Annotated in this window: 12 protein-coding genes and 1 pseudogene; 4 read left to right on the top strand and 9 right to left on the bottom strand. The window is 59.8% G+C overall.

The window, feature by feature from the left end; genetic code table 11:
* The first annotated feature begins 11 nt into the window (after positions 1-11).
* Positions 12-1,385 carry a type III secretion system ATPase SctN gene (gene sctN, locus MESCI2_RS0122055; protein ID WP_050596618.1) on the top strand — a complete coding sequence of 458 codons (1,374 nt, stop codon included), beginning with the start codon at positions 12-14 and terminating at the stop codon, positions 1,383-1,385.
* The gene (locus MESCI2_RS1000000139295) at positions 1,382-1,924 is read left to right on the top strand and encodes a type III secretion protein (RefSeq protein WP_027038463.1); all 543 of its coding nucleotides are present in this window, start codon (positions 1,382-1,384) and stop codon (positions 1,922-1,924) included. The genes sctN and MESCI2_RS1000000139295 overlap by 4 nt, the downstream gene beginning before the upstream one ends.
* On the opposite strand, the gene MESCI2_RS1000000138890 is transcribed toward MESCI2_RS1000000139295, so the two are convergent.
* Together MESCI2_RS1000000138890 and MESCI2_RS1000000139290 are read right to left on the bottom strand one after the other, a co-directional pair.
* The gene (locus MESCI2_RS1000000138890) at positions 1,808-2,257 is read right to left on the bottom strand and encodes a hypothetical protein (protein ID WP_210285098.1); all 450 of its coding nucleotides are present in this window, start codon (positions 2,255-2,257) and stop codon (positions 1,808-1,810) included. The two genes, MESCI2_RS1000000139295 and MESCI2_RS1000000138890, sit on opposite strands and share 117 nt — an antisense overlap.
* A complete protein-coding gene (locus MESCI2_RS1000000139290; RefSeq protein ID WP_430981678.1) occupies positions 2,196-2,324 on the bottom strand; it encodes a hypothetical protein in 129 nt (42 codons plus the stop codon). The genes MESCI2_RS1000000138890 and MESCI2_RS1000000139290 overlap by 62 nt, the downstream gene beginning before the upstream one ends.
* A 127-nt stretch (positions 2,325-2,451) precedes the next feature.
* Here MESCI2_RS1000000139290 and MESCI2_RS1000000137145 point away from each other — a divergent pair.
* Together MESCI2_RS1000000137145 and nifA are read left to right on the top strand one after the other, a co-directional pair.
* Positions 2,452-2,834: pseudogene (locus MESCI2_RS1000000137145) on the top strand (hypothetical protein); the annotation flags it as partial.
* A 1,045-nt stretch (positions 2,835-3,879) separates the two neighbouring features.
* A complete protein-coding gene (gene nifA, locus MESCI2_RS0122035; RefSeq protein ID WP_050596623.1) occupies positions 3,880-5,589 on the top strand; it encodes a nif-specific transcriptional activator NifA in 1,710 nt (569 codons plus the stop codon).
* A gap of 194 nt (positions 5,590-5,783) precedes the next feature.
* On the opposite strand, the gene MESCI2_RS0122030 is transcribed toward nifA, so the two are convergent.
* The 7 genes from MESCI2_RS0122030 to nifB form a co-directional block, all read right to left on the bottom strand.
* Positions 5,784-7,694 (bottom strand): ABC transporter ATP-binding protein, encoded by a 1,911-nt coding sequence (locus MESCI2_RS0122030; RefSeq protein ID WP_032901160.1) that lies wholly within the window; start codon positions 7,692-7,694, stop codon positions 5,784-5,786.
* Complete coding sequence (locus MESCI2_RS0122025) at positions 7,694-9,556, bottom strand: ABC transporter ATP-binding protein (protein WP_027038459.1); 1,863 nt, start codon at positions 9,554-9,556, stop codon at positions 7,694-7,696. Before MESCI2_RS0122025 ends, MESCI2_RS0122030 begins: the two co-directional genes overlap by 1 nt.
* 41 nt (positions 9,557-9,597) lie before the next feature.
* Positions 9,598-10,521 (bottom strand): SIR2 family NAD-dependent protein deacylase, encoded by a 924-nt coding sequence (locus tag MESCI2_RS01000000135050; protein WP_050596617.1) that lies wholly within the window; start codon positions 10,519-10,521, stop codon positions 9,598-9,600.
* A gap of 33 nt (positions 10,522-10,554) precedes the next feature.
* Positions 10,555-10,767: a putative nitrogen fixation protein NifT gene (nifT, locus tag MESCI2_RS0122015; protein ID WP_027038458.1), complete on the bottom strand. Its 213-nt coding sequence runs from the start codon at positions 10,765-10,767 to the stop codon at positions 10,555-10,557.
* On the bottom strand, positions 10,764-11,084 hold the full coding sequence (locus tag MESCI2_RS0122010) for a nitrogen fixation protein NifZ (protein WP_027038457.1): 321 nt from the start codon (positions 11,082-11,084) through the stop codon (positions 10,764-10,766). Before MESCI2_RS0122010 ends, nifT begins: the two co-directional genes overlap by 4 nt.
* A gap of 96 nt (positions 11,085-11,180) precedes the next feature.
* Positions 11,181-11,375 (bottom strand): 4Fe-4S binding protein, encoded by a 195-nt coding sequence (locus tag MESCI2_RS0122005; protein ID WP_027038456.1) that lies wholly within the window; start codon positions 11,373-11,375, stop codon positions 11,181-11,183.
* Positions 11,376-11,408: 33 nt separating this feature from the next.
* The gene (gene nifB / locus MESCI2_RS0122000; RefSeq protein WP_027038455.1) at positions 11,409-12,890 is read right to left on the bottom strand and encodes a nitrogenase cofactor biosynthesis protein NifB; all 1,482 of its coding nucleotides are present in this window, start codon (positions 12,888-12,890) and stop codon (positions 11,409-11,411) included.
* Positions 12,891-13,037 lie beyond the last annotated feature (147 nt).

Below are 13,037 nucleotides of genomic sequence, written 5' to 3'. Positions count from 1 at the left end.
AAGCAAAAGTGATGTCCGAGCCGGTAGAACCGCCCAAGGCCGTGGCTGTTTCCACCTCCTACGAGAACATCGATCGTTTCTTCCGGCTCGCAAAAACAGCAGTTGCGCAGACCTCGACAATGCACGTCCGCGGCCGTGTCCTTCAAGTCGTTGGAACCACAATCCGTGCGACGGCACCGGGAGCCCGCATTGGTGACCTTTTCACGCTTCGCAATCCCGAGAACGATTTCGAGTTATCGGCTGAAGTCATCGGCGTGCGGGGCGATGTCGCCACCCTGACACCGCATGGAGAAATGCTGGGCTTCTCCACGCTCACGGAAGTGATCCCAACGGGGAAGCCCCTCATGGTTCCGACCGGCTGGAACCTGCTCGGCCGCGTACTTAATGGTTTCGGCCAACCTCTCGACGAATCCACTCATGGGCCCCTGCTTCCCGAAACCCATGTGCCTGTCTCAAGGGATGCACCGGATCCGTTAACCCGGCGTATTATCCACAACGTTCTTCCTGTTGGCATACGAGCGATCGATGGTCTTCTAACGTGCGGTGAGGGACAGCGCCTGGGCATCTTTGCCGCTGCAGGTGGCGGCAAGAGTACACTGATCTCAATGCTGGTGCGAGGCGCAGCGGTCGACGTATCGGTGATAGCGCTCATCGGCGAACGCGGCCGGGAAGTGCAGGAGTTCATCGAAAACAATCTCGGCACAGAAGCGCGATCGAGAGTGGTTTTTGTGGTTGCAACTTCTGACCGCTCCGCAATGGAGCGGGCCAAGGCGGCCTATGTTGCCACAGCAATCGCCGAATGGTACCGCGATCAAGGAAAGCGTGTCCTGCTTCTCATGGATTCGGTCACCCGTTTCGCGCGCGCGCTTAGAGAGATTGGTCTTGCGGCCGGTGAGCCGCCGACACGGCGTGGTTTCCCGCCATCGGTTTTCGCTTCGCTGCCGCGGCTTATGGAACGGGCTGGCAACAACCACCGCGGATCCATAACGGCCTTCTACGCCGTGCTCGTAGAGGGTGATGATATGGCCGAACCGATTGCCGATGAGACCCGTTCCATCCTGGACGGCCATATTGTGCTCTCACGCGCCTTGGCGATATCGAATTTGTATCCTGCCATCGACATTCTGGCGAGTGTCAGCCGTGTGATGAGTGCCATCGTGTCGTCGCACCATGAGCGGTTGGCGGGCAGGGTGCGTGAGCTGATGGCCAAATACCAGGAGGTGGAACTATTGGTACGAGTTGGCGAGTACGAAGAAGGATCCGATCCCATCGCTGATGCAGCAATCGCGAAGGTAAACCAGATACGAACCTTCTTGAGGCAGTCGACAGAGGAGCAGATCGGCTTCGACGCAATGCTCGATGCGCTTGCCGCGTGCTTGGCATGATCCTACTCCCAGTACAGCGCCTCCTTGAACTGAAGGAACTACGGCGCCGTCGAACCGAAGACGCACTGCGCCGGCGGCACGGAGCCCTCGACAATGCTGTCGCGGCTGTGCAAACCGCCGTGACCGACCTTCGCAGGTGGCGGGAGCACCGACCCAGTCGGGAAGCCGCGCTATACGATCCGTTGATCGGGAAAGCCGCGGCTCTCATTGATCTCGAGGAGGTGAAAGCAAAAGTGATCTCGCTGTATCAACACGAGCAGTTGCTCCAAAACCGCCTCGAAGGGGCTAGAGCAGAAGCCGACCGAGCTCGACAGGCACGTGAGGAGGCGTATCACGTGGCACGCGAGGCGTGGCGCGCGGTCAGCAAGTTTGAGGATCTCGTTCGAGTCTTGCGCACCGACGCTAACGTTGAGGGGGAGCGCTCAACGGATTTGGAATTGGAGGATTTCGCCCAAGGGCGCAACAGTTTGGGCAGTGAACAAAACGATGACCCGATAACCTGTCTTCCCACATGCTGCTCCAAAAGCGTCATGCGGTGAAGGATCGCTGAGGCGGTGAGGGTGTGTTGCAGCTTGAACGGCAAGGGGCTTTTGCCATCTGGCGGCATTGCGACGTTCAAAGGCCGCCAGTTCGACCATTTCTGATCCCGCTTTGCGGGCGTTGGTACCGTACCCGTCCGGTGAGCTCGGTGAGGACCCCAGACGTGCGTATCCGGCGGCCATGAGCACCTGAGCACCGCGGTGCCGGGGTCCATCGAGGAGGAGTTTGATTTCCTCGATGCCTTCATCGGTGAAGGCCAGGACACCGTCGTCATCGATCGCGCCGTAAACACATGACGCCGTCATCGGGCTCGATACCGAGGGTCCGTTCATGGATGAGCGCTTCGCTGACGCCGAGGTCCCTGTCGACATGCGCGACGGTGCGGCCGGGACGGCGCACGCCGCCTGGCTCCGGCGCGGAAAATGTGCGCCCTGAGCAAAACCGCGGCCTTTTTTGCCGCATGAAGGTTGGATAATCAGCGCTGGCGGCTTGCCGATTGCGCCGGCCGGCGCGCACTCTGGCAGCCATGGTGGCGGCGCATGTTGAATTGGCGTTGTTTGAGCAGTCGCTCGGCAATATTGAGGGGCTCAATCGACCGTTCTACGATCGCGTGGCTGACGCTGCGGAAAAAACCGCAGGGTCGCTTCTGTTCGATGTTCGCGTCGACGGCGATCCCTGCGTTCAGCGGATGGCTGCGATTGGATATGGCGTAGCCGGCACAGCCATCATCGTGATGGAGAAGAACGGACACCTCAGAGCCGAATCGATAAACCCAGACACCTCTGTTTGGGTGGCGGAACTGGCAGCCTGGAATGCGTCTCCGCTGAGTGAGCAAGCAACGTTGACCGCTGCGGAACGGCCAGCATCCTGCTGGCGAAGCTCCGTAGCTCAGCACACTTCGGCCGTCTTTTAGCCGGCGCGCTGCTCTCATCCGACGACCAAATTCTTTCTCGGCTCAAATGGGAGCGGATGACGGTATAACCCACAGTGAAACCCAGGTGAGGCGATCGCCTCATGGGTGATCCGGCGCAGGTACCCTGCGCCTGCGGCTGGGTCGCTTCGATTGAGGATTGCCGCATAATCGCCTTGGGGTGCAGAGATGACCGGCTTGAGCAGATTTGAGAGAGGGGAAGATGAAAGCGGATTTTCCGTAAGCGGTTTATTCTAGTTGGCCGTGGACTTCTCCTCCAACGGGCGATCATCCTGCCCCGGGGGAAGAGCATGTTGAAACTTTATACTTGCATTCCCGCGCAGCATGATTTGCGCTGGTTGCGCTGGCGGCCATTATCTGCGCCCCTCGCCTCCTTTACGGCAGTGATTCTCCTCCACCACGTCGGGCGCAGTGAAAGCGAGATGCGGCGGATCTGCTGTTTTGCTTGAGGAAGTATGAAGCTGATGGAATTTTTCATTGGCGCCGAGTTTCCTTTCATAGATGAAAGAAGGCTCGATTGACTGTCCTGCCTCCTTCCGCTCTGTTTGCTGAGCATGCGGTTGCGCCCGGCAGAAGCCAGAAGCCAAGACTGGGCCACGGTTCAGGAAGGAAAGCCTTGCACTCTAGGACATTGCGGTGGCCCGACTTGAGCCCAGGGCGGTTTTCTCGCTTGCCCGCGACCCGGCTCTGACTGACGTCCGGATCTGTGATCAATTCCAGCGCCGCGCGCTGGCGGCGGACGTCTGGCTTCGCCGCGGCCGACGCGGCCGTCACGATTAACTCTGCGCCTCCCAGCGCATCAAACGAGTGGGCGCCTTTGCGCGAGCTAGCTCGCTGATTTGCAGCGGTCTGCGGTGGCGACGCACTCTTGCTGGTATCGGTTAACGCCGGTCCCGACGCGAGATCGAGGATGATATGGAACACGATATCGGCAAAACCGAACAGAGCGCCGCGGAAATCCCCTCATGCCACACATCGCTACAGGACGTGAAAAGCGGCATCCCGAATTCAGAGACGAATGACATGGTCTCCATTGCCTCGTTACACGAGCGGACACTTACCGGCATCCTTGACATATCCAAGGTGCTGACCGGCACCTCCGGGCTTGAAGTGACGTTGGCCAAGGTCGTCGATCTCTTACGATCTTTTGTGCAGATGCGTCACGGCACCATTCGCCTCTTTGAGGGCGACGGCGTGCAGAATGTTGCCGTTGACGGCGGCTGGAGCGAGGGCGGTCATGAGCATTCCCGAATTTGCCTGCCGCGGAACGCAATCGAACGGATTGTGACAACGGACAAGCCCCTCGTCATCGAGAACATAGCAGCCCATTCACACTTCAGTGCCGCCGATAGGGAGGTGCTTGGCGCCACGAGTACCAAAGCAGTGTCGTTTATCGGCGTTCCCATTCGCGTCGATGCGAACGTTGTGGGCACGCTGACCATTGACCGGGTTCTCGAGGACGGGTCAAGCTTTCGGCCCGAGTGCGACGTCCGGCTGCTTACCTTGATCGCCAACATGGTGGGGCAAACGGTGAAGTCTCATGGCTCGTTCGCGTGCGACGGCGAGCGGACTTTGGCAAAGGAGCACCGGCTGCAAAAACAATTCACTGATCTCAAGCACCGTGAGCGGGAGCATGACAAGGTTCGCGTCGGCGGGATGATCGGTGACAGCCCGGCGCTGCGCGCGCTAACCGAGAAGATCGCGGTGGTAGCCAAGACCAGGACCACCGTTCTGGTGCGAGGCGAATCCGGTACCGGCAAGGAACTCGTCGCTAAGGCCATTCACGAGTTGTCGCCGCGCGCCAAGCGGCCCTTTATCAAACTCAATTGCGCGGCGCTTCCTGAGACAGTCCTGGAATCTGAACTCTTCGGTCATGAGAAGGGTGCCTTCACGAGCGCGTTCAATTCGCGCAAAGGTCGCTTTGAGCTCGCCGACAAGGGAACGTTGTTTCTCGACGAGATCGGCGAAATCTCGGCCTCGTTCCAGGCAAAACTGCTGCGCGTGCTCCAGGAGCAGGAGTTTGAGCGCGTCGGCGGCAACCAGACTATCAAGGTTGACGTGCGCGTGATTGCCGCGACGAACAAGAACCTTGAAGAGGCGGTTGCAAGGAACGAATTCCGCGCGGACCTCTACTATCGCATCAATGTCGTTCCCTTGTTTTTGCCGGCACTACGTGAAAGGCGCAACGATATTCCGCTCCTGGCCGCTAAGTTCCTCAAGACTTTCAACGAGGAAAACAGCCGAAAGCTGGCCTTCGATGCCGGGGCGATCGAGGTGCTGATGAGCTGTGGTTTTCCCGGCAACATCCGCGAGCTCGAAAACTGCGTGAACCGGACGGCGATCTTTGCGCCGGGACCACTAATCGGCCGAAATGACCTCTGTTGCTCCAACGGCCAGTGCTTTTCGGCGGCACTGTGGAGGAGGAGCGGATCGTGCACGGCGCCGCCGCAATCGGGGGGCACCGGGGGGGTGGCAGCAAGGCCAACCCCGCCCGTTGAGGGCTCCGGGTCGGCCGCCGTTGCGACCCCGCCGGGGCTGAACGGGCACGCGCCGCTAGGGCGGGCCCCCTCAGCCTACTTAAACGGCCCCAGGATAACCGATGCCGAGCGCGTCATCGAGGCCATGGAAAGATGTGGTTGGGTGCAGGCAAAGGCGGCACGCCTGCTTGGGCTGACGCCGCGCCAGATTGGTTACGTGCTGAAAAAATACGGCATCGAGGTCAAGCGCCTTTGAAGGCAGATCGATGGGATACAGCCTTGATGGTTCGGCGAGTTTTGGCCGATTTCGCTGCTTCCGTTCAAAAGATAGGTTGGTCGTCCCACGCACAGTTATGCCTCTGGCCCGTTCAGATCCTGAACTCGCCGGCACGAACTCGTGGGGAGCGAGAACAGATGCAACGGCTCACCCCGGAAAATGGCCGCCAGACCTCAGCTCCGAAACCTAGCTGACGCGGCCGCATCGAGTTTCTCTTTGGGAATATCGTCGAAGGACGCGTAATTGAGATTGTAGAGGCTGGAGTAGAACCCACCCATCGCGATGAGTTCGGCATGGTTTCCAGTCTCAACGACCTGGCCATGTCGAAGCACAATGATGCGGTCGGCACCGCGGATCGTTGCCAGGCGATGGGCGATGACGAGCCCAGTCCGGCCCTTAAGAAGTCTTGTCAGAGCTTTTTGGATCTGCATTTCCGTGTCGCTGTCGACGTTGGCGGTGGCCTCGTCAAGCACCAGGATCTTAGCGTCGGCAACGAGAGCGCGAGCGAAACTGAGAAGTTGGCGCTGACCGATAGATAGATTGCCGCCACGTTCGCCGAGTTGGGTTTCATATCCATTGGCGAGGCTCATGATGAAGTCGTGCGCGCCGACCGCCTTGGCGGCCTCGATCACCTGCTGGCGCGTCGCTTGCCTTCTCCCGTAGCGAATGTTCTCAAAGACCGTCCCGGTAAAAAGGAACGGCTCCTGCAGCACCATGGCGATCTGGCGGCCTAGCGATGCTTGGGTGAGATCGCGCACATCATGTCCGCCGACCAGCACTTGGCCCTGCTGAACATCATAAAATCGGTGGACGAGGGCCGTCGCGCTCGATTTGCCAGAACCGGTCGGCCCGACCAGCGCCGCCGTCTCGCCGGGATTGACCTTGAAGGAGACATCTTTCAGTACTGGAAGGTCGGGATAGTAGCTGAAGGTGACGTTCTTGAACTCGATCGCGCCGTCCATTTCGGCCGAAAGCGCCTGGGCGTCCGGTTTGTCCCGCACGTCAATCTCGATGTCCAGCACATCGATCAGGCGCCTGCCGGAGGCCATGCAGCGCTGCATGATCGAATAGTGCATGGTAAGCGAGCGGATCGGATCAAAGAAGCGCTGGATGTAGAAAAGGTCCGCAACCAATACGCCCGCTTCGATGCGGCCATTCATGACCATCGAGCCTCCGACCACAATGACGAAAGCCATCGCGAGGCCGGTGAGGCCATCGACCGTCGGCACCATGACCTGGGCATACCTATCAGCGCTCAAGTGAGTTCTGAGATTGGCATGGGCCTTGTCGTCATAGAGAACAAGATTCACCTGCTGGCGGTCCATGGACTGGACGGCGCGCACGCCGTGAATGGCTTCTGCCAGCGCACCGTTGGCGGCCGAACTGGTCTCGCGCGCAGCCATGAAAGCCTGGCGGGCACGCGGCAGCCAGGTAATGCGGATGATGAGCAAAATCGGCAGGACCGAGAGCGTCAGGAGGCCGAGGCTGAAGTCCAGCCACAGCATCACCACCACCACGCCGAAAATAAGCGCAATATCGCCTATGCAAAATAGCGACGTTTCGAGGAATTCCTGGATCGAGTTGACGTCTCCTTGCAGGCGGGACATCAGGCGTCCAACCTCGATCTTGTCCATGAAAGAGAGTGAAACCACCTGCAGATGGCCGAACATGGCGCGGCGTATGTCGAAGAGGACATTCTCGGCTGCTTTCCCCACCACGGCTTCCTGAATGTAGCCGGTTGCGAAATTGACCAAAATCGCGAGAAGGAATGCGCCGGAAGCCGCGAGCAGGGCAGAGTTATCGACGCCTCGCTTACTGTGATCGATCACGTAGTGAATAATCAAGGGGATGAGAAGCTGCGTGCCGGTGAAGATCAGCAACGCGGAGGCCGAGATGGCTACCTTGGCCCGGTAAGGACGGACGAATGCCCAAATGCGCGCGATAATCATCTTGTCGAAAACCGGGCCGAAGATCTCCTCATCAATACGGTGCGAGCCAACCACAGCGAGTGGAGGGCGTTTGCGATCGACATGGTCGCCATTACGTCCGGTTTCGGGTTCGCCCGCGTGCTCCTCCTGGCTCATCAGCGTCCGTCCCCATTCTTGATCGCCATGCCATCAGCCGGGCGCATCTGCAGGTCGTGGAGGGCCTTGTAGCGCCCTCGCTTTGCCAGAAGCTCTTGATGGGTGCCGCGTTCGATTATCTCGCCGTTGTCGACAAACAAGATCTGGTCGGCGTACATGAGCGAACTCAACCGATGGGAGATGACAATCGTCACCCGATCCTTGGCGAAAAGTCGCATCGCCGTTCGGATGCGCTGCTCGGTGGCGGCATCGATCGCGGCTGTCGAGTCGTCGAAGATGACGACCGACGGGTGCAGCATCATGATCCGAGCGATAGCCAGGCGCTGGCGCTGACCGCCCGAGAGAGAGACGCCTCGTTCGCCCACAACGGTCTTGTAACCGGCCGGGAGGCCGAGGATGTAGTTGTGCAGTTGCGCCGACTCGCTGGCGCGCTCAACCCGCTGCGCCTTTGCCCAGGGATCGCCATAGGCGATGTTGTTCTCGATCGTGGTGGTGAAAAGGAATGCGTCCTGCTGTACGACCGCCACCGCCTTGCGGAGCGTCGCCAGGGTGACCCTGCGGATATCCTGCCCGTCAAGCGTAATAGTGCCGTCAGTAACGTCGTAAAATCGGGGGACCAGATGAGCGATCGTCGATTTGCCCGAACCGGGCGGACCGACAATCGCGACTGTCTCGCCCCTACGGGCCTCAAAGCTGATGTTCCTTAGAACGGGACGGTTTTCCAGGCCGCGGTACGCAAACGAGACATTGTCGAAGCGCAGAGCGCCGTCGCTTATTTCAAGCGGTCTCGCCTCGGGAGCATCCCTGACGGTAATATCCTGGTCGAGAAGACCGAATAGACGCGAACCGCAAGTGGAAGCGCGCGCGAATGCATTAGCCATCAGGCCGATCTGGCGTACAGGGATTTGCAGCGTCGTCATGGTGGTCAGGAACGTTGTGAGCGTTCCAATGCTGATGTCGTCGGCGATGAGCTTGTTGCCACCCACCCACAGGACCAATCCCAGGGAAGCAAAGAAGGACAAGCTCATCGCCGACGTGTTGGATGCGTAGGTGGCGACGCGGTCATGAGCAAGGATGAGCGCGGTGTTCGAGGCTTGGTCGAACTTCAGCATCTCATCATCCTGAGCCGCGAAAGCACGGACGACGCGGATGCCCCCGAGATTTTCCTCCATCACGCGGCTTAGAACCGACAGCCGCTCCTGCAAGTCCAACCAAGTCGCACGCAGCCTAAGCTGCATTACCGACGAGCGCCAGCCGACGAACGGCACGAAGCTAAGCGCGAGCACACCGAGCACCGCGTCAGTGGAAATCAGCATGTAGGCGCCGATTCCGATCAGCATCGTCAGCAGACAGGCGCGAACCAGACCGGTGGAAAAATACATCCTGACGCCTTCGAGATCGAGCATGCCGATCGTGATCAAATCGCCTGAATGCACCTGATCGTGAAAGGAAAAGCTGAGACGTTGGATTTTGTCGTAGCAGGCGAGCCGTAGTTCATACCCGACATGATGCCCAAGCGCTTCGGCAAAGTAGTTCTGCGTCATCGTGAAGATGCCGCGCAATGCGCTGACGGCGAGCAGCAGGAGAGCTGAAATCCACAGTGCCTCTTCCGCCGCGGCCGTCACACCGCCGCCGCCGAGGGTGGTCTGAGTCTGGTCGATTGCCCGGCCGAGGAGCTGCGGGATGAGCAACTGGAGGATCACCGCCAGGAACGTGGAACCAATCGCGAAGGCAACCTGCCATGGATGCCGTAAATGCATCACGGTGATGCGCCGCAGCGTCAGCAAGGACCTGCCCCAGCCGCTCGCTGCCACATGAGCGGGCGAATTGCGAGAGCTCGTGCCGACAGCATCACTGCGCACGGGTGTGCTCCCGACCGAAGAAGCAAGCCAGACGGCTCATGTCAAAGGCGTGCTCCATGTTGAGCGCGGCTGGCACCTGCTGCAGTGGCCGATTCGACGAGCCGAGCCGCGGCTTCAGTCAGTGGCATATCGATTACAGTGATTCCGCTGGCGGCAAGGAAACGGGCTTCGTTTCTCGTCAGCGTCTTCGAATCCATGACCGCGCAATGTGGGCCTTCGGAGCGCTTCATGATCTGTCTGGCGTAAGTGCGCAGCATCTGATCGTCGAAGCGGCACCCGACGAAGAAAAAGCCACGGTTCGCGCGCCGCTGCTTCACCACCCCAGGGATCGGCGTCTGGATGTCGATTTCGGTCAGGACTTCGACATAGTCCGAGTCCGCTACGAGAAAATTTGCGGCTGGACTAATGGCGCCGTGGGGCGTGTAGAGAACCGTCTTTGCCGCAGGGTCGGCCTTGAGCTCTCTGCCCGACAAATCGTAGGTTTTCGTCCAAATGTCGCCGCTCTCATTGGCCCGCGTGATGCCTTGTATCTCGACGACATCGGCCCGGCCGGTCTGTGTGAACGCCGTCCGCATGGCACCGTCGTACCAGCTGTCCACGATCAGGGAGAGCGGCAGTCTCGCCAACCAGGCATGGAGGACGGTAGGCGCGACCGACGCTGCGAATATGTCGGTCATCCAGGCTTGAAGCGTCCGGCGATGCCGGCGCTGTTCGATGAACTGCGCGACCGACCACATGTTGGTGCGGATCACGGCAGGCGCCGGCGCGCGCGTGTTGAGTGCCGCGGCGACGGCTTCGGGCGTATGCGGTACCGGCGGCTCCGCGCGGTTGAGCCCAAGTAGACCCGGGCCGAGATAGGGGATCACGTGATCGGCGGTGAGCGCTCGCTTCGCCAGATCAAGCAGCTTTTCAGCAAAACTGTCCCGGACGATCACGAGGTTGCCCGAGGTCAGGTTGGTATTCATGTTTGTTCCTCTCGACGCTCTTGTCCGCCGGCGTCAGTCTTCGTCGGCAATCTTCCTTGCCTCGACGGTGATCGGCAGACGCGTATCGCGCGGAAGATCGGGTAGAATGAACCGCCACCCGTTTCGGAGTGTCACGGTCCCGCCCCACAGGTCCTCGTTCTCGTGCCTGATGATCGGCTCCTCGAGATCCTTCTTGGGGACATACGCAGATAAGCCGGCATCGGTCCTGCGGATCATGACTTTCATCTCGCCGTTCCTTCATTGGCTTTGTTTTCAGCGCTGCAGGGCGCTTCGGCTTTGTCGAGGCTCATCAGTTCACGTGCTCGCATGCCGACGACCGTGCCACGGTCGATCCATTCGACCGCATAGATGAAGAACTGCTGGAGAAAGGTGCCAATGTCGCGCACATAGCCCTCGTCGCCTCTCCGAACGAGGTTTTCGCCGATCTCCCTGCCAGGATAGGTGCCGTCATTCTTGATGTGGCGAGTTGCACGCACCCGCTCTCCCGGCACAAATCGTGGAGGCGTGCGAATTTCGACTTCCTGTTCACGTCCGAGCCACATGGGTTGTTCCTTGTTCTTCATGAGGGCGCAGATTGTTGACAACGGTTGAGGCGTCCTCCGGGGGCGGTCCCCTCCATATCGGTGGTCAGTTGGCGGTTAGGCAGGAACGCAGGTCTCCGCCACTGGACACACCGAGGCACATTGCTGCGCATCGAAGCTGCCCTCGCATTCGGTGCACTTCTCAGGCACGATCACGTAGTTCTCGCCTTGGAATTTGATCGCGCCTGAGGGGCATTCGAACTCGCAAGCGCCGCATTGGGTGCATTGGGATGCGATGATCTTGAAAGCCATTTTAACTCCTGGTTCGAAATGGAATGAGACAGATCAGGCGGTTGCCGCGCTCGCGGGGGCTCCGGATGCGGCGGCGTAGATCGCGCTGATGGCAGTCTCGATATAGTCATGCGCATAAGCGTCGCTGGCTCGGATTCCGGCGGCCGCGAGCTGATCCTTGGGGCAATTTCCGATCTTGGCGCAAAGCACGACATCGATGCCCTCCAGCGCCGCAACGATGCCGTCGAGAATGGCGTCTTTGCCCCAACCGCCGAGGCAATACTGTTCAACCTTGCGGTGGCCGACAAAGCTGATCCCATCCGGCGAGGCGGCATAGACCTGGAATTCCTTCGCATGGCCGAAGTGTTCATTGACTCGGCCGCCGCCCTTAGTCGTCACCGCGACGAGGAGCGACTTGCCGGAGCCTGCTGCCTTCACAACATCTATCGCATCGCTCTTGGCCTTCACGTGATCGAGGCGCTCATGCGCGACCAGCTCCCGATAGGCCTCGCGCTTGCTGCCGTCGTATGTGATCTCGCCGGGAACCCGGCCGAGTCCGAATTCCTGACCACGATCCTCGCCGAGCAGGCCGACGGCATCTGCCCGGCACTGCCGGCAGTGGCGCATCAACTTGGCGCCGCCTTCAAGACGATCCTGGAGAGCCTTGATCTCGATTGGGTGTGGACCACGCTGCCCGGTCAGTCCGTAATGCGTACCGTGCGCCGGGTCGGAAATCAGAGGCATGACGTTGTGCAGGAATGCGCCGCGCTCCTTGACCCATTTGTTGACCTCGATCAGGTGTTCGTCGTTGACGCCGGGGATCATCACCGAATTGATTTTGGTCAGGATGCCGCGCTTGCTTAGCATCTCCAGGCCCGACATCTGGCGCTCGTGCAGGATCCGGGCGGCTTCGATGCCGCCATATCGGCGATGGTCGTAGAAGATCCATGGATAAATCTTGGCGCCAATTTCCGGGTCGACCATGTTGATGGTGATCGTCACGTGATCGACATTCATGTCGGCAAGCTCGGCGACATGGTCCGGCAGCGCGAGCCCATTCGTGGAGATGCAAAGCCGGATGTCAGGGATTTCGTTGGCAACTCGTTGGAACGTTGCCTTCGTCTTTTCCCAGTCGTAACAGGCATCGCCCGGCCCGGCGATGCCAAGCACGGAAAGCTGCGGCACTTCGTTGGCGACCGCGACAACCGTGCGCAGCGCCTGATCGGGCGTCAGCTTTTCCGACACGACGCCAGGTCGGCTTTCGTTAGCGCAGTCATATTTGCGATTGCAGTAGTTGCACTGGACATTGCAAGCCGGCGCGACCGCGACGTGCATGCGCGCGAAATAGTGATGCGCTTCTTCCGAAAAGCAGGGGTGATCCTTGATCTTGTCCCAGATCGCCGGATCCATGTCGTCCGGCTTTCGCGACGAGCCGCAGGACGAAGACGCGCAGCCGCCAGATTTCACAGCCGCCGATGCCAGTTCAGAGGATGTCGTGCCGGTCAGGCTCTCAACCGAAATTGCCGGTGCGGACATTGAACGGCTCCGTCGCGGGGTGAACGTCGCAATTCGAAGCGCAAGAGCTATGCCACTCAAATCGTCGGTTTTGTCGCGAACGGGCTATTCGTTTCGTTTGCTCCGACACAGTTTTCTGTCGGGCTTCCGACACCGGAACAATCGGGC

The sequence above is a fragment of the Mesorhizobium ciceri WSM4083 genome (genome assembly GCF_000519305.1).
Lineage (GTDB): Bacteria > Pseudomonadota > Alphaproteobacteria > Rhizobiales > Rhizobiaceae > Mesorhizobium > Mesorhizobium ciceri_B.
This window is presented reverse-complemented; position numbering and strand designations above follow the sequence as displayed.